The sequence below is a fragment of the Shewanella sp. MMG014 genome, from assembly GCF_018100775.1.
In the GTDB taxonomy this organism is placed as follows: domain Bacteria; phylum Pseudomonadota; class Gammaproteobacteria; order Enterobacterales; family Shewanellaceae; genus Shewanella; species Shewanella japonica.
In genome coordinates, this window is the sequence record NZ_JAGJDZ010000005.1 from 366,461 (window position 1) to 383,257 (window position 16,797).

The window sequence follows — 16,797 nt, forward strand, 5'->3', positions numbered from 1 at the left end:
TTCATTTTGTCTGTAATACTCTACTTTGGCGTGATATTTAATTTTTGCTTTAACACGGTTGAACTAACATTAGGCGTGTAATCAAAATAAACCATTTCACACGTAACAGGTGGGTATTTCCCTTTCCAATCTGAACCAACTGAAATTGCATCAATATTATACTGATCAACAATATCTTGTTTATTTTTGTCAACTTGAGGAATAACCTCATCAACAAATCGATTTGATTCTAAAATCGAAATTCTTTCTTCAAAAGGGATAATTGGCGGGCGCCCTTTTGACTTAATAATCAACTCATCGGTAGAAACGCCAACAATTAAATAATCACACAGCTCTTTGGTTTTCTTTAAGATATTCAAATGCCCTTGATGAAAAATATCAAAGCAGCCAGAAGTATACATTCTTCTATAAGGCTTTTTAGAGTCAGCAACCACTGTTTCAGCAGCATTACAAAAATCGCTCTTCAATGTCTTAAGCAATTCATCACGATAAATGGCTTCTAACTTTAATTCATCAATGAGACTTGGTGGTTTAGGCCAATTTGAATCGACGTAGTCTTGACCACAAAAATCGACAGGAAATTCATAGCGAGGAATAATGTGGAAATGAACTGCTGGGTCCACCATCATCAACATTAAATAGTTAACTTTATTACAGTCAAAACGATACTTTAATACCCTTTCAATGTCTGAAATAATCTGCTTTTGCTCTTCAGCAGCCGCATTTGAAATACCAGAGTAATGATGAACACTTTCTTTGCACACCAATACCATTGAACCTAACGTCGGTTGATCTGGTCTGAGTAACAGGTGCCAATGCTGATAGCTTTTTATTAAGCTTGCAGGGTAATCGAAAGTTCTCAGGGTAGATTGAGGCATAGTTAACGTATCTTGTAAAAATGAGAAGGTTATTTTAATTGAATTACAGTAAACCGTCTATAAAGACCCCATTAACTCACGCATTCATCCTGCTTTTGTAATTTAATTAAGATCAAACAAGTTTCAAAGATGAAAGCATAGTGATTAAGGTTACTTTCTCCCATATTTACTGTCTAAACGAGGCTTAGACTCGATTAGATTAATTTACAGATAATTTTCTGATTATATGGTTTCAGTCGCTATGCCTATTCTTTCACTTTCATAAATATTGTTACATAATGAGTCTCTGTTAAAGAGATAACACTAGAGATGCTAAGCATCACTGTGATCACATCCTCATTAATTATTTCTGTTTTAAAACAAAATAACAGAACAACATCTAACTATAATGGCGACAGGGCCATCCATTATTAAAATAATAATTTTAAAGAGAATGCTATGTTAATCGTGTTTGACACATTGAATGTATATTATTTACCTCAATACGTTCCAATCATCGAACAACTAAAGAAACGCAACCATCAGGTTAAGCTAGTTTGTTATAGCAATAAAAACGATCAACAAACATTCTCAAACACCATAGAAAATCTACAGGTAGAATGTATCTGGGTTAAAGATAAGCATGAAGCGAAACAGACTTACTTGTCTCTCAAACCTGAGTGGATCTTTTTTGGGAATGAATCTGACTTTCTCGATGAAGTTCATCAATATTCTAAAACAGCGCAATTAGGCCATGGCGTTGGCCCTAAGCCCAGCTATTACCATAAATCAAAAACCCCAATGACAGTTCGCTTTATTGAAGGTGCACTGAGATTATCCAAGATTAAAGAATATTACCCAAAAGACGAATTTGTCCAAGTCGGTTTTTCTAAGTTAGACCCTATGTTCAATCAAACAGAACCAGGGTTTGATTTAGCCAAACTTGGTTTAGATCCAAATAAACAAACCATCTTGTATGCACCTACATTTAATCCAAGTTCATTAGAGTGCTTTCCTGATAACTGGCCTACTGACTTTAAAGAATACAACATCCTCATCAAGCCACACTCTTTAACCCAGGTGCGAGAGCAATATAAAAAACAAAGAGATAAATTGGCAAAGTGGTCAAAATACGACAACGTCTATGTCGCCAAGGAGCAAGATATTTCTTTGCTGCCTTTCATGAAAAATGCCGACATTTTATTAAGTGAAGCATCAAGTACCTTGTTCGAGTTCGCCGCATTAAATAAACCAGTGATCGTATGTAATTTCTTCAAGTTGAAATGGTCATATCGCGGTATTTTCAAATTCCGATTCAATAACCGTTTTGGTAAAGATAATGTTTTATATTCGGAAATCGGCTTTCACGTAAATGATTACACTTCATTACTAACTGCAATCCCTCAGCAATTGAATCAACCAGATGAGTTTAAAGAAAACCGTCTAAAATACACTTCGGACCATGTGGGCCCAACCGACGGTTTAGCATCAAGTAGAATTGTCGATTATTTAGAGCTGAACGCCTAAATTATTTATATTGAGTAATAATAAATTGAAGTGACAATAAATTTAGCTTCAATTTATCACAATTTCGATTATACGATTTTATTCATTTTACTTTCAGGTTATGCTTTATTATTACTTTTAAAGCATTAAACCTACATATGTCTATCATCTCTTCTGAACAGTTATCAAATAGCAAACGCTTGCTATTTATATCACCTTTTGCATTAGGTGATTTTCTCTATTTTAAAACTTTTCTTATTGCTCTCAAGCATCAGTACCCTCATATAGAAATTGATATCTGGTTAGATGACAACCGTTGTAATAACGATGCATGGCGTTTGTCACGCAGTAAGATTTTACAGCAGTGGATGGAAGCTGAAGGAGTGTTTAATCAAAGTTATGGTTGTACTGACTCTGTGAGTGCTCGAGACTCTCAAATTAAGCAAGCTAATCAAAGAAATTACGACATCATTGTTTGTCATTCGCCGGGCAGTAAAGCAAATCAATTTTCTGATATTGCCAGAAAAATATCCCCCAAAGCCTTTGTCGTATCCAGTGTTTCCAAAGCACCGTATAAAGGGTTACTTAACTTCGTGCTATTTCGAAATAGCGATAAGGTGTATCAGCTCGATACGGACTCATTGCCGGCTAATCACCACATTACAGATCGCTTTATGAAAGTAATGAAGAGTATTTTTGGTTTGCAACTTTCAAAAGAGCAAATGATGCCAAATTTAGTTGTCCCGGACCAAACGACAACTGACTCAAAAGGATGGTTAGCTGACAAATTTCCAACGACAAATGGTAAACTCTTCTTTTTGAATCACCTATCAACAAATACTAAAAAAGACTGGCAATTAACTCAGCTATTCTCTTTGATAAATTCGCTTGAACAAACTGACAAGGGTCATCGATATATCATCAATGTGACACCAGAAAACTTCGAAGCAGTGAAAACTGCAGCGCACGCATTTTCACAAGAAAATAATATCCAATTAGTGGTGTTTACTGTTGATAAGCACTTCTTTGAATTACCTTCATTGATTGCATTATCTGACTTTGTAATAACAGTCGATACCGCAATTTTGCACTTTGCATTTGCAGCTAAACGTCCGCTTTTAGCCATGATGCGCCAGAAAAAACCTTATTGGGCACCGCCTGAAAGCCCAACATCTCATGTTATGTACGCCACCGAAGGCAAAGGGCATGTTTCAGATATTAGTGTAGACAAGGTATTTAATAAGTATTTGAACATGAATTCGCATACATGAAATTAATTTAAGAATAAAGGCTCTATAAAAATGAAAAAGGCAATATTTACTTTAGCGATTGGTGACAATCCAATGTACAAAGCGGCACTTGAATCATTTCAGGCTTATGCAGATAAAGTAGGTGCTGATTTAATCGTTTCGGATAAGTTGCATTTCCATATCAATATTAAAGATCCTATATATTCTGCAAGCCCAGCATGGCCAGAAAAGCTATTTACAGCAGAGCTACTTAAAGACTATGACCGTATTCTTTATTTAGATGCAGATATCTTAGTGACACCCCATGCGAGAAATATTTTTGAAGAATATACCGATCTTGAAACCGTTTATATGTTTGATGAGGGCCGTCATTTAAATAGAGACCTACCTATATCTCAAATCAATGAAGCTTTAGGTCCTGCAGATAACTGGCAAACTGTAGATGGCAAACAAAGTTATTATAATTTCGGCATGTTTTTGGTTTCAAAAGAGTGCAAACTCTTTCAGTTAGCGACCTTAGAAGGCATGCAGAAGGTTTGTAATACGGTCAAATTTTACGACCAAACATACATTAATTACATCATCCAAAAACATAATATCCCAAACCAATGTGTAGATGCTGAGTTTAATCGTATGGAGTTTTTAGGACAGGAAAACTACAAAAAAGCGAGCTTTATTCACTATGCTGGTCGCGGGTACCGCATCAAATGCCCAAGCCGAGAAATTCGTTATGTAGATGACTACTGTGAGTTATACCCAGAAAAAGTCACCGCTCAAGAAAGACAACAAATGAAACTCAGTGCTTGGAACCTATTCATTAAAAATCTTAGTAAAAAGAGTTATGTGCCGCAAATGTTGCTACACATTATCGGTAAACCCACACTTGGTCGACAATGGTTATAAGCCATTATCGACCCAAGATTTCACTATCAAGTATGCTCAGTTTTTCAATGACGTCCTTTACTTGAATCCGCATCATTAAATCCGCACCTTTTGCTCTAGAGCCCCATTTTATAGGGGCATTTTTCTGCTCATTTATCACTTCGTCATAAACACTAACAACATTATCTAGCGATGTATAAGGCCCCGTTCTTCCAGGGTTAGAGTGTGCGTATAACCCTATCACTGGGGTGCCTTGAGTAACGGCCATATGAGCAGGGCCGGTATCAGGAGCAATCACTATAGAGGCCCTATTTAACACAGCTAATAATTGAGTCAGTGTAGTTTGCCCCACCTTGTTTTCTATCGATTGCGAGGCAAAATGGTTAATTGATGCCGCTAAATCAACTTCGAGCTGACTAGGGCCGCCACACAATATGACCCGATAGCCTTTTGACACTGCATAATCAGCAACTGCAGCATACCTTTCTGGTAACCAGTTGCGTTCAGCTTTACTGGCAGCAGGGCAAATCACTAAGACTTTTTCATCCTTACCAATCAATTCATTAGCAAATTGAGTATCAGCAGCAGGAACAGGAATATGCCAATTAGGTGTGAGGTCCTCAACACCTATGGCTTTTGCAAATCCCATAAAGCCTTCTAGTACATGTGGGGTTGCTAACGCTTCTACCGCGTGATTAGTCACTAACCATTGACCTTCTTTAGCCCGCGCTTTATCAAATCCAATGCGGACTTTTGCTGAAATCATTAACGATGCAATTGTGGCTCTTAATGCCACTTGCATGTGCAGTAAAACATCAAACTCTTGTCCGGATAAGGCTTTTCGTAAAGTTGTATAACTGCGCCATCCTTGGGATTTATCAAAAATAACAAACTCAACCCCAGGAAGGTGCTTGAGTAGTTGATATTCGACTTTACCAATCACCCAGGTGATCTTTAACTGTGGATATTGCTTCTGAATCGCTTGCACCATGGCAACGGCATGACAAACATCGCCAATTGCAGATAGTCGAAGTAAACATAAGGATGTCATTGATGCAAAGTCAGCTTTCATGGGCCATTAACCAGATAAGTACAAGAGTTCGATCTTAATGTAGAATAAGCGATATAGCCACAGACAAATCGAAGCTTTGTAATTCATTTATGCAAATAAAATCAACAAACAAAGGTGTTATCGCTTGGTGCGATGATCTCGCTAAAGACCTTACGCCAGCAAACTTCACTCCTGAGTATTGGCATGAAAATAACGCCGTTATTGGCCAATCTAAAGGCCGCTATACCACTTGGTTTGTTGAGCATAAAACCCAACTGTGGGTTTTAAGGCATTACTGGCGTGGTGGCTTAATTGAGAAATTCAGTAAGGATGCTTATGTATTTACTGGATTTAACCGCACCCGCGCCATGGGTGAACTTGCGATTTTAAATACCCTTTATCAAGAGGGTTTCCCAGTACCTAGGCCTATTGCCGCCAATATTGAGCGCTTTGGTATTTGGTATCGTGCAGATTTATTAATTGAATTAGTGAACGGTGCGAATGATTTAGTCGCCTTGCTGACAAAATCAGAGTTAACTGCGGAGCAATGGCAACAACTGGGGAAAACTATTGCTCAATTTCATGTCCGCGGTGTTTACCATGCCGATTTGAATGCCAAAAATATCTTATTCGCTAAAGAGCAGTTTTATCTGATTGATTTTGATAGAGGTGAACTTAAAGCGCCGAATTCAGCTTGGCAGAAAGCCAACTTAAGTCGCTTATTACGCTCATTTAATAAAGAGAAAGCCAAACTAGCCGCATTACAATTTGAGCAAGAAAACTGGCAGCAACTTTTATCAGGCTACAACCAGTTTATGAGTCAAAAATCTTAATCCTACAAACTCTTATCTCTAAAAATTATTAACTGTATCGAGTTTTATTTATTCGCTGGCGGTAAATAGGACTCAATAACCTGCAGTTGTTTAGCCAATGCCCCACGGTTTTGACTAACTACGGTTAAACAAGCCTTAGCAGCATTGTCATATTGCACTTTATCGACAAATAAGCCCAATAGATGCTCAACTAGCTCATTTTTGTCTTTCACTACCTCTAGTCCACCAGCTTGTTGTAATAAAGCGGTAATCTCAGCAAAATCCCAATGGTGTGGCCCTACGCTCACAGGTAACCCCATTGCTGCAGGTTCAAGCGGGTTGTGACCGCCATTTTCTATCAGTGTCCCGCCAACAAAAGCAGCATCAGCTGTGCCATATAACATTAGCAATTCACCCATGGTGTCACCCAATAACACTTGCGTATTTTCGCTCACAGGTTCATTCATACTGCGTCTTGCTAGTGATAAACCAAACTGCGTCGTTGTTACCGCTGCCACATTAAATTGCTCTGGATGACGTGGAGCCATAATCATAAGTGCATTCGGGTATTGGGATAATATTTGTTGATGAGCAGCAAGCATTATTTCAAACTCACCAGGGTGAACGCTACCAGCGACCCATATTGGCGTTTGTACTCGCCCCCACTGCTGGCGTAACGCTTTGGCTTGTTGATGTTTACCCTCATCAATCTGTAAATCAAATTTTAAGCTACCGCAAATATGTAACTGTTCAGCATGCACACCTAAAGACGCAAATCGCTCCGCCTCTGCGCTTGTTTGTACAGCTATCGCATCTAAACTCGCTAGCATAGGCTGACTTAACGCAGGTTTCTTTTGATATTTAGCCGCTGACTTTGCAGATAACCTTGCATTAGCTAACACCATTTTCACCCCGCGCTTTCGGGCAAAATGAACTAAGTTTGGCCATAACTCAGTTTCCATAATTACCATTAGTTTCGGGTTAACTTGACCTAAAAAACGCTGCACACTCAGACTAAAATCTAATGGCAAATAACAATGCTGCACCCGGTTACCTAAATGCTGCGCAAACGCTTTACGCACTTCATCTGAACCGGTTGGACTGGTCGTGGTAATCGTAAACGATAGATAGGGATATTGATCCATTAGATGGTTAATCAGTGGAATCGCCGCCAGCGTTTCACCCATTGAAACACTATGAATATGCACATCCGTTTCATTAAGGCGCGTAATACCGAAACGCTCATCCCAACGTAAACGATACGCAGGACTTTTGATGCCACGAAAAGCAAAATATAGCACCACTAAAGGTGATAATAGGTATAAGAGGATAGAATATAGGCCACGAGTCATGAAAAGAGTCTTAATCAATTTTGCTTGTCAGATAAACACAATGTTAACATAAACCAAAACCACATGAATAAGTGTTACAGCAACATATTCTTCGTATAGTGAGCTATGTTGTATAACCTAAATGCTGTTGTTTATGTCGCCTTCAAAACTGCCATTGGGCATCAAGACGTAGTTCTCAATGTGATTAAGGCTGAACTGACCAGATGTAAGTGTGTTTTAATATAAGATTCATAAGGATATGCATTAAGCGTCTTATTGGGTCACCAAGACTCCTATAGTTAGCAATTGATAATTGGAACCGATATGAAAACCCGCGATAAAATTGTTTTTGCCAGTCTTGAACTCTTTAATGAACACGGTGAACGTAATATTACCACCAACCATATTGCCGCTCATCTCGGAATAAGCCCTGGAAATCTTTATTATCACTTCCGCAATAAAGAGGACATCATCAACTCTATTTTTGCTCTGTACGAAAGTCACTTAGAGTCTGGCTTTAAGCCATATGAAGACACAACAGTCGATATTGAACTATTGATGGGCTATTTTGACGCCATGTTTTATACCTTATGGCAGTTCCGTTTCATGTACGCCAATCTTGCAGACATATTGAGCCGTGATGAAGCACTTAAAACACGATATTTAACTGCGCAAGAACAGGTATTACGTCGTTCAAGTGATGTATTACGCAAATTGATTAGTGATGGTTTTCTTGAGATAGAAGACGCCAAGGTTACTGCTTTAGCCGATACGATAAAGATGATGGTCAGTTTTTGGATTAGTTATCAACTTACACAATCAAGTACATCTACTATCACTAAAGCCACGCTATATGAGGGCTTGTTACGAGTGCTGATGATCTTCAAAGCCTATTCAACCCAAAGTTCAGAGCCAACATTCACCCGCCTTGAACAACATTATCTTGATATAGCGTCTCAAGAACGTGACGCAGCAGCATAAAAGCCAGCAAACATACGCATACAAACCGCCTTTTTACGACTAAAATATAGCTGTAAATTGGCGGCTCACTGACTTTTAACATGATAAGCCCTTCATTATTCAGCACTTAATAAAACGGTGTTAATGATTAGTATATCTAATGTGAAAACAGCCCTAGCCCTAATCATTTTTATATCGCTACGCAGGTTAAAAAAAACACTGTAGAGCCAGTAAAATTAAGGTTAGAATGCCGCCAAAGATTTCCATATTAAAACTATATTTAGGAGAAATCAGGTGGCCTCTACCTCATTTTACGACCGCATAAATCAACAACTTGTCGACGTTAAAGCTGAAGGCTTATACAAAAGTGAACGTGTTATCACTTCAGCCCAGCAAACGGCGATTAATGTAAATAGTGAAGAAGTCATTAACTTCTGTGCCAACAACTATTTAGGCCTAGCAAATCACCCTGAATTAATTAATGCTGCTCAAAACGGGTTAAATACTCATGGTTTTGGTATGGCATCTGTTCGTTTTATTTGTGGAACACAAAATATCCATAAACAACTAGAAAATAGCCTCAGTGAATTTTTAGGCATGGAAGATACTATTTTGTATTCTTCTTGTTTCGATGCCAACGCAGGTCTATTTGAAACCTTACTAGGCCCTGAAGATGCTATCGTGTCTGATGCATTAAACCACGCATCAATTATTGATGGTGTCCGTTTATGTAAAGCCAAGCGTTTCCGTTATGCCAACAACGACATGACTGATTTAGAAACACAATTAAAAGCAGCGAAAGAAGCGGGTGCTCGCGATATTCTTATTGCGACAGACGGTGTGTTTTCAATGGATGGTGTTATTGCCAACCTTCAAGGTGTTTGCGATTTAGCTGATAAATACGGCGCACTGGTTATGGTTGATGACTCTCATGCAGTTGGTTTTGTCGGTGATAACGGTCGTGGAACTCACGAATTTTGCCAAGTAATGGATCGTGTAGACATTATCACAGGCACACTAGGTAAAGCGTTAGGCGGTGCATCTGGTGGGTTCACTTCGGGCAAAAAAGAAGTCATTGATTGGTTACGTCAACGCTCACGTCCTTACTTATTTTCTAACTCTTTAGCACCTTCAATTGTCAGCGCATCAATTCATGTGCTTGAAATGCTGAAGTCTGGTCATGCGCTTCGTGAAGCAGTATGGGAAAACAGCCGTTATTTCCGTGAAGAAATGACCAAAGCAGGTTTTACCTTAGCAGGTGCAGATCATGCCATCATTCCAGTCATGATTGGTGATGCTAAATTGGCAAGCGACTTTTCAAATCGCCTTTTAGCTGAAAATATTTACGTGGTCGGATTCTCATTCCCTGTTGTACCAAAAGGCCAAGCACGTATCCGCACACAAATGTCAGCAGCACACTCTCGTGCTCAAATCGATAAAGCGATTGAAGCCTTTACCCGCATTGGTAAAGAAATGGGCATTATTTAAGGTCTAAACAATGAAAGCACTTAGCAAGTTAAAGCCTGAAGAAGGTATTTGGATGGTTGATGCGCCTAAACCTGAAATGGGCCATAACGATCTATTAATTAAAATTCGTAAGACCGCTATCTGTGGCACTGATGTGCATATCTACAACTGGGACGAGTGGTCACAAAATACTATTCCTGTGCCTATGGTAGTGGGCCATGAGTATGTCGGTGAAGTCGTCGATATGGGCCAAGAAGTCCGTGGGTTTACCGTCGGAGATCGCGTGTCAGGTGAAGGTCATATTACCTGTGGTCATTGCCGTAACTGCCGTGGTGGCCGTACCCATTTATGCCGCAACACTTCAGGTGTGGGTGTAAACCGTGATGGCGCATTTGCTGAATATCTTGTTATACCTGCATTTAATGCATTCAAAATTCCGGATGATATTTCTGATGATTTAGCATCGGTGTTCGACCCATTCGGTAATGCTGTCCACACCGCATTATCATTTGATGTGGTCGGTGAAGATGTACTGATTACTGGTGCTGGCCCTATTGGTATTATGGCTGCTGCGGTTTGTAAACATGTCGGCGCCCGTCATGTTGTCATCACTGATGTCAATGAGTACCGTTTAGATCTTGCCCGTAAAATGGGCGCGACTCGTGCTGTGAATGTCGCCAAAGAAGACTTAAAAGATGTCATGAAAGACTTAGGCATGACTGAAGGTTTTGATGTAGGACTAGAGATGTCAGGCGTACCTTCTGCATTTCATTCAATGCTCGATACCATGAATCATGGTGGCAAAATTGCCATGTTAGGTATTCCTGGTGGCGACATGGCCATTGATTGGAGTAAAGTGATCTTTAAAGGGCTTATCCTTAAAGGTATTTACGGTCGTGAGATGTTTGAGACATGGTACAAAATGGCAAGTCTAATCCAGTCTGGTTTAGATTTATCACCTATTATTACTCATCACTTCTCAATTGATGACTTCCAACAAGGCTTCGATGCTATGCGTTCAGGTCAATCAGGTAAGGTCATTTTAAACTGGGATTAATTCCCATCGTAAATTACCGCAATAATAAAGGGGTTGTATCAATACAGCCCCTTATTAGATACTTCAGTTATTACTTTTATCCCATTTCACATAGCAGCGGTATAGCATGAGCACATTTAAGCACCTTTCAATCAATGAATTAATCCATATGACAGCAGACTCAAGTGATGTCCAAATCGTCGATATCCGTGATGCTGCGAGTTATGCAGCAGGTCATATTGAAGGATCAATTCATCTCACTAATGAGAACATTGCTCATGTAATAGCAGAAGCGGACATGGATATGCCATTAGTCGTTGTCTGTTATCACGGCATTAGTAGTCAAGGTGCAGCAGGTTACTTAATTGAACAAGGATTTGATGACGTATATAGCTTAGACGGTGGCTTTACAGCTTGGAGCGCAGCGCACGCATGATTGAAATCGGCCAGTTACCCCACGCACGCGCAGCTCAAGCCTTTATCGACTACTTGAAAGGGTTAGATATTGAGTGTGTACCCGTTGTGACTGCAAACGGGGTATCTCTGGTCGTGTATGATGAAACAAAAGCTGAACAAGCCAAGCATGAATTTGAGCTTTTTAGACAAAACCCATATCAAAAGAAATATTTAGAAGCCTCTTGGGATAATGGTTCAACCCAAACTAAGCTCGATTATGGCTCGTCCTCTTTAGGCCTAGTGCAACAATTTATTACCGGAGCAGGCCCTTTAACCCTAATCACTTTTTTTGTCTGCATGGTTGTCTTTGCTGCGATGAACCTCGGCTTTGCTAATCACGTTTTTAGCGCTTTGTCCTTCTTTGGGGCAGTTCCTGGTAGCGACTTTAGCCAAGTTTGGCGTGCCTTTACCCCTAGCTTAATGCACTTTTCAGCCATGCATCTTATCTTCAATTTACTTTGGTGGTGGTATTTAGGCGGTAAAATAGAAACAAAACTTGGCACACGACCACTGTTGATATTACTGGTCGTTGCAGGCACCTTGCCAAGCCTAGTGCAATATATGATGACAGGCCCTAACTTTGGTGGTTTATCTGGCGTCGTTTACGCCGTTGTTGGATATACTTGGATTATGGGTCAACGAAAACCAGATGCAGGTATTGGCTTACCCAATAGTTATATGACTTTTATGCTGATTTGGTTAGTTTTAGGCTTTACCGATCTATTGGGAATGCCAATAGCCAACGGCGCACATATCGGAGGCTTGTTAGTCGGGTTAGCGCAAGGCTTTTTTGATAGCCAAAGGCAAAGCAATACTCGGGTCGATCAGTAACTCCTGTCTCGATAGCTTCACAAGTTAAGCTATCGAGAATCGAATATGTCACTTCATTCCAGTTCAGCGTTAAGAGTAATGTATGACACGTACATTTTTTAATCACGTCATTTCAAGTACTTTAGCCACTAGCTTTTCAATACCTACATTTGCCTCTGCAATGCTATTCGCAAGCATGTAAGCAGGTGTGGATACGATGTTATTGTGTGTATCAACGATAATATCTTCAACGGTAGCATCACGGTGGTCACCCCCCATTTCTGTGAAGGCCTGGGCGGTTCCACTATCATTACCGATCGTGCCAATAGGGTTGGTTTTAAAAATGCTAGGGATCATAACCGGCGCAATACACATAAACCCGATAGGTTTCTTCACTAAAGCAAATTCTTGAATAAACGCTTCGACACTAGGCTCAACTGTACTGCCACTTCCTGCGACGGCGAAATCGCATAAGTTTTTTGCCGCACCAAAACCGCCAGGCACAATCAAACCATCATATTCAGTGATATCTAATGACTGAACGTTTAGCACTTCACCGCGACAAATTCTGGCAGACTCTTGCAAAACGTTACGAGTTTCTGCACCATTTATTTCGCCATTAAGATGATTCACCACATGCATTTGTTCAACATCAGGTGCAAAGCATTGATAATTAGCCCCTGCTTTTGATAACGCCAGCAAGGTTAACACTGACTCGTGTATTTCTGCGCCATCATAAACACCACAACCGCTCAGTAACACAGCAATATTTTTCATTTTAGATCCCTATAAAGTGGCTTAATTTAACTTTTTTCAAACAAATCTATTGATCTGATTAAAAAACATGCTAACTTAGTTTCTCGAAATTATTTCATGGTTTAAAAACTGTACCAAATAATTGACTAAATCAAGAAAGATATTAAAAAAGTCCACAAATTAGGAATATTTTTAAAAACTACAATTAAACTCACAAAAATATTAAAAAACATTTATTTTCAATAATTTAAACGTTTTATTCCCAGTCGTAATTAAAACACCTTTATAAGATAAATTAATTCACTCACAGAGTTATCCACAGCCTGAGAGTTAATTTTCCGTGGCCGAAAATCCTTGTATGTGGCATTCTAAGGCCATCTCAGAATACTGAAAATGAAAACAGACTATGCCAACAATCCCCAATAACCCACTCGTCCTTGTGGATGGATCTTCTTATCTTTATCGTGCGTTTTATGCACCACCACATTTGACTAATTCAAAAGGCGAAGCAACAGGTGCTGTTTATGGTGTAGTCAATATGCTTCGCAGCTTAATGAGTCGCTATAACCCTAGCCATATTGCAGTGGTTTTCGACGCTAAAGGAAAAACCTTCCGTAATGATATGTATAGTGAGTACAAAGCGCAGCGTCCTCCTATGCCGGATGATTTACGCTCACAAATCGCCCCACTTCACGCCATTATTCATGCGCTGGGATTACCCCTAATTTGTATTCCAGGTGTCGAAGCTGATGATGTCATCGGTACTATTGCACTAAAAGCCAGCAAAGAAGGCCGCGCCACCCTTATCAGCACGGGTGATAAAGATATGGCGCAATTAGTTGATGACAATGTCACACTCATTAATACCATGACAGATACCATTATGGGCCCAGCTGAAGTAACCGAAAAATTTGGCGTTGGACCCGAGCTCATTATCGACTTATTGGCCATGATGGGTGATAAAGCCGATAACATACCAGGCTTACCAGGTGTCGGAGAAAAAACCGCCTTGGCAATGCTGACAGGTGTAGGAGGTGTCGATAAGCTAATTGCAAATCCACAAAGTGTTTTAGATGTGACATTCCGTGGCTCTAAAACCATGCCTAAAAAGATTGAAGACAACAAAGAAATGCTTCAATTATCTTACGATCTTGCGACCATCAAAACCGATGTTGAATGGGATGATGATTGGGCGCCTCTCGAAATTCAGCCACAAAACCGTGACGAGTTAATTAAACTGTTCGGGGAAATGGAGTTTAAACGCTGGTTAGCTGAGGTGTTAGATAACAAATCTGCCTTTTCTACAGCTACAGCCACCACGACTAACGAAGTCCAAGAGGCCACTCCTGCCATTGATGTTGAATATGAGACAATATTAACCGAAACTGATTTAGCTAATTGGATTAGTAAACTGTCTAAAGCTGAACTCATTGCAGTTGATACCGAAACCACCAGCTTAAATTATATGGAAGCTAAGCTAGTTGGCATTTCGTTTGCCATTGAAGCGGGCAAAGCCGCTTACCTTCCACTAGCACACGATTATTTAGATGCGCCTGAGCAACTTCCTATGAAATATGCTTTAGAGCAACTAAGGCCTATTCTTGAAAGTGATAGCATCAAAAAAGTCGGCCAAAACCTTAAGTACGACATCAGTATTTTTGCCAATGCTGGGATCACCCTAAAAGGGGTCCAGTTTGATACTATGCTTGAATCTTATGTCTTTAACTCAGTCGCTTCACGCCATGATATGGATGGATTAGCGCTTAAATACTTAGGCCATAAAAATATTAGCTTTGAAGAAATTGCAGGTAAAGGTGCAAAGCAGCTGACTTTTAACCAAGTCGAATTAGATGTAGCCAGCCCTTATGCAGCAGAAGATGCTGATATTACCTTACGTTTGCACCAACATTTATGGCCAAGAGTAGAAAAAGAAGCCAAGCTAACTTCGGTATTTAACGATCTAGAGCTGCCGCTTATTCAAGTGTTATCAGACATTGAACGCCAAGGTGTATTGATTGATAGCATGCTGCTGAGCCAGCAAAGTGATGAGTTAGCCCAGAAAATTGATGAGCTTGAAACCAAGGCCTATGACATTGCTGGCGAGAAGTTTAATTTAAGCTCTCCAAAGCAACTACAAGCGTTATTTTTTGAGAAGCTCGGATACCCGATCATCAAAAAAACGCCAAAAGGCGCACCATCTACAGCTGAAGATGTATTGATTGAATTAGCATTAGACTACCCGTTACCTAAGTTAATTTTACAACACCGCAGTTTATCCAAACTGAAAAGCACATATACCGATAAGCTTCCTTTAATGGTCAATGCTGAAACGGGCCGAGTACATACTAGTTACCACCAAGCTAATGCCGCTACAGGTCGATTATCATCAAGCGAGCCTAACTTACAAAATATCCCTATCCGAACAGAGGAAGGCCGTCGGATTAGGCAAGCGTTTATCGCACCAGAAGGTCGTAAAGTTCTGGCTGCTGATTACTCTCAAATTGAACTGCGTATTATGGCTCACTTATCTCAGGATAAAGGTTTATTGACCGCATTCGCTGAGAATAAAGATATTCACAAAGCTACCGCAGCTGAAGTCTTTGGCGTTCACTTTGAAGAAGTCACCACTGAGCAGCGCCGCCGCGCTAAAGCGGTTAATTTCGGGCTAATCTACGGTATGTCAGCCTTTGGACTGGCTAAACAATTGGATATTCCACGTAAAGAAGCTCAAACCTATATCGATACCTACTTTGCTCGATATCCTGGAGTGCTTAAATACATGGAAGACACGCGCGCGCTTGCTGCCGAAGTCGGCTATGTTGAAACCCTATATGGAAGAAGATTGTATCTGCCAGATATTAAAGACCGTAATGCTATGCGACGCCAAGCCGCTGAGCGGGCAGCAATTAACGCCCCAATGCAAGGTACAGCAGCTGACATCATTAAAAAGGCGATGATTACCATCGACCAATGGATTAAGTCAGAGACAAACGGCGAAATAACCATGATCATGCAAGTACACGATGAGTTGGTATTCGAAATTGATGAATCAAAAGCAGATGCACTACAGGCAAAAGTATGTGAATTGATGGCTCAAGCAGCAAGCCTTGATGTGACCTTATTAGCTGAAGCTGGTATCGGTGACAACTGGGATGAAGCGCATTAGCCATATCGAATATGTTATCTCGGTTTATATAAGTTGTCCTAACATATAAAAATCACAACAGCTTCAATACAAAACCCGACAATCCCGTAGTTTTATCACTGCGGGATTGTTTTTTTTGAAGATAATTTCATCGACAAGGCGATTTTTTCAACGACATTTGTGTCAAACTTCACATTATTGTTCATTTTTATAAAAAACAGTTTTTCATTTTAAGGCTAATGACGTATTATCATCTGCGTAGGGTACAGAGGTTAAGATGTTCCATCTTTCAGACCTTTTTTATTCGCTAGAAATAGTGACAAGCCGAATTATGGCGCTCCAGCATTTTTGTGCTGGAGCTTTTTTTTGCCAAAAATTTATTTTAGAGTAAATACTTTAAATCTGTGTAAAAAACGATTACTATATCGTTATTGAGCGTCATCGATGAGTAGGTGGCACTTGAGTCTTGTTGAATTTA

At 39.9% G+C, this 16,797-nt stretch carries 14 protein-coding genes; 10 read left to right on the forward strand and 4 right to left on the reverse strand.

Going from position 1 to position 16,797, the window contains the following annotated elements; all coding sequences use genetic code 11:
- Window positions 1-20 precede the first annotated feature (20 nt).
- A complete protein-coding gene (locus J8L86_RS21155; protein WP_247663331.1) occupies window positions 21-878 on the reverse strand; it encodes an adenylyltransferase/cytidyltransferase family protein in 858 nt (285 codons plus the stop codon).
- 438 nt (window positions 879-1,316) lie between these two features.
- Here J8L86_RS21155 and J8L86_RS10895 point away from each other — a divergent pair, with 438 nt between their 5' ends.
- From J8L86_RS10895 to J8L86_RS10905, 3 genes are all read left to right on the forward strand, one after another.
- Entirely contained in the window at window positions 1,317-2,384 is a 1,068-nt protein-coding gene (locus tag J8L86_RS10895) for a CDP-glycerol glycerophosphotransferase family protein (RefSeq protein WP_211030250.1), read from the forward strand.
- 137 nt (window positions 2,385-2,521) lie between these two features.
- Window positions 2,522-3,634, forward strand: a complete 1,113-nt coding sequence (locus tag J8L86_RS10900) for a glycosyltransferase family 9 protein (protein ID WP_211030251.1) — start codon at window positions 2,522-2,524, stop codon at window positions 3,632-3,634.
- 30 nt (window positions 3,635-3,664) lie between these two features.
- A complete protein-coding gene (locus tag J8L86_RS10905; RefSeq protein WP_211030253.1) occupies window positions 3,665-4,516 on the forward strand; it encodes a glycosyltransferase in 852 nt (283 codons plus the stop codon).
- Window positions 4,517-4,520: 4 nt separating this feature from the next.
- On the opposite strand, the gene J8L86_RS10910 is transcribed toward J8L86_RS10905, so the two are convergent.
- Window positions 4,521-5,567 (reverse strand): glycosyltransferase family 9 protein, encoded by a 1,047-nt coding sequence (locus tag J8L86_RS10910; RefSeq protein ID WP_211030255.1) that lies wholly within the window; start codon window positions 5,565-5,567, stop codon window positions 4,521-4,523.
- A gap of 89 nt (window positions 5,568-5,656) precedes the next feature.
- Between J8L86_RS10910 and J8L86_RS10915 the strand changes: the two genes are divergently transcribed.
- On the forward strand, window positions 5,657-6,379 hold the full coding sequence (locus J8L86_RS10915; RefSeq protein ID WP_065110300.1) for a 3-deoxy-D-manno-octulosonic acid kinase: 723 nt from the start codon (window positions 5,657-5,659) through the stop codon (window positions 6,377-6,379).
- A 44-nt stretch (window positions 6,380-6,423) separates the two neighbouring features.
- Here J8L86_RS10915 and waaA read toward each other — a convergent pair whose 3' ends face one another.
- The gene (waaA, locus tag J8L86_RS10920; RefSeq protein ID WP_211030257.1) at window positions 6,424-7,710 is read right to left on the reverse strand and encodes a lipid IV(A) 3-deoxy-D-manno-octulosonic acid transferase; all 1,287 of its coding nucleotides are present in this window, start codon (window positions 7,708-7,710) and stop codon (window positions 6,424-6,426) included.
- 303 nt (window positions 7,711-8,013) lie between these two features.
- Here waaA and J8L86_RS10925 point away from each other — a divergent pair, with 303 nt between their 5' ends.
- The 5 genes from J8L86_RS10925 (at window position 8,014) to glpG (ending at window position 12,439) form a co-directional block, all read left to right on the forward strand.
- Window positions 8,014-8,670 (forward strand): TetR/AcrR family transcriptional regulator, encoded by a 657-nt coding sequence (locus J8L86_RS10925; RefSeq protein ID WP_055025827.1) that lies wholly within the window; start codon window positions 8,014-8,016, stop codon window positions 8,668-8,670.
- A 273-nt stretch (window positions 8,671-8,943) separates the two neighbouring features.
- Entirely contained in the window at window positions 8,944-10,137 is a 1,194-nt protein-coding gene (locus tag J8L86_RS10930) for a glycine C-acetyltransferase (RefSeq protein WP_065110302.1), read from the forward strand.
- Between the two features lie 10 nt (window positions 10,138-10,147).
- Window positions 10,148-11,173 carry an L-threonine 3-dehydrogenase gene (gene tdh, locus J8L86_RS10935; RefSeq protein WP_211030259.1) on the forward strand — a complete coding sequence of 342 codons (1,026 nt, stop codon included), beginning with the start codon at window positions 10,148-10,150 and terminating at the stop codon, window positions 11,171-11,173.
- Between the two features lie 106 nt (window positions 11,174-11,279).
- A complete protein-coding gene (glpE, locus tag J8L86_RS10940) occupies window positions 11,280-11,588 on the forward strand; it encodes a thiosulfate sulfurtransferase GlpE (RefSeq protein WP_055025824.1) in 309 nt (102 codons plus the stop codon).
- Window positions 11,585-12,439 (forward strand): rhomboid family intramembrane serine protease GlpG, encoded by an 855-nt coding sequence (gene glpG, locus J8L86_RS10945; RefSeq protein WP_065110304.1) that lies wholly within the window; start codon window positions 11,585-11,587, stop codon window positions 12,437-12,439. The genes glpE and glpG overlap by 4 nt, the downstream gene beginning before the upstream one ends.
- Window positions 12,440-12,541: 102 nt before the next feature.
- Here the strand turns inward: glpG and elbB are convergent, their stop codons facing one another.
- A complete protein-coding gene (gene elbB, locus J8L86_RS10950; protein WP_065110305.1) occupies window positions 12,542-13,195 on the reverse strand; it encodes an isoprenoid biosynthesis glyoxalase ElbB in 654 nt (217 codons plus the stop codon).
- A 385-nt stretch (window positions 13,196-13,580) separates the two neighbouring features.
- Between elbB and polA the strand changes: the two genes are divergently transcribed.
- Entirely contained in the window at window positions 13,581-16,340 is a 2,760-nt protein-coding gene (gene polA / locus J8L86_RS10955; protein WP_211030262.1) for a DNA polymerase I, read from the forward strand.
- Window positions 16,341-16,797: the final 457 nt, after the last annotated feature.

Excerpts from the sequence above, each read along its gene's own strand:
- J8L86_RS21155 (WP_247663331.1), bottom strand. The coding sequence starts at position 878 with ATGCCTCAATCTACCCTGAGAACTTTCGATTACCCTGCAAGCTTAATA.
- J8L86_RS10895 (WP_211030250.1), top strand. The coding sequence starts at position 1,317 with ATGTTAATCGTGTTTGACACATTGAATGTATATTATTTACCTCAATAC.
- J8L86_RS10900 (WP_211030251.1), top strand. The coding sequence starts at position 2,522 with ATGTCTATCATCTCTTCTGAACAGTTATCAAATAGCAAACGCTTGCTA.
- J8L86_RS10905 (WP_211030253.1), top strand. The coding sequence starts at position 3,665 with ATGAAAAAGGCAATATTTACTTTAGCGATTGGTGACAATCCAATGTAC.
- J8L86_RS10910 (WP_211030255.1), bottom strand. The coding sequence starts at position 5,567 with ATGAAAGCTGACTTTGCATCAATGACATCCTTATGTTTACTTCGACTA.
- J8L86_RS10915 (WP_065110300.1), top strand. The coding sequence starts at position 5,657 with ATGCAAATAAAATCAACAAACAAAGGTGTTATCGCTTGGTGCGATGAT.
- waaA (WP_211030257.1), bottom strand. The coding sequence starts at position 7,710 with ATGACTCGTGGCCTATATTCTATCCTCTTATACCTATTATCACCTTTA.
- J8L86_RS10925 (WP_055025827.1), top strand. The coding sequence starts at position 8,014 with ATGAAAACCCGCGATAAAATTGTTTTTGCCAGTCTTGAACTCTTTAAT.
- tdh (WP_211030259.1), top strand. The coding sequence starts at position 10,148 with ATGAAAGCACTTAGCAAGTTAAAGCCTGAAGAAGGTATTTGGATGGTT.
- glpE (WP_055025824.1), top strand. The coding sequence starts at position 11,280 with ATGAGCACATTTAAGCACCTTTCAATCAATGAATTAATCCATATGACA.
- glpG (WP_065110304.1), top strand. The coding sequence starts at position 11,585 with ATGATTGAAATCGGCCAGTTACCCCACGCACGCGCAGCTCAAGCCTTT.
- elbB (WP_065110305.1), bottom strand. The coding sequence starts at position 13,195 with ATGAAAAATATTGCTGTGTTACTGAGCGGTTGTGGTGTTTATGATGGC.
- polA (WP_211030262.1), top strand. The coding sequence starts at position 13,581 with ATGCCAACAATCCCCAATAACCCACTCGTCCTTGTGGATGGATCTTCT.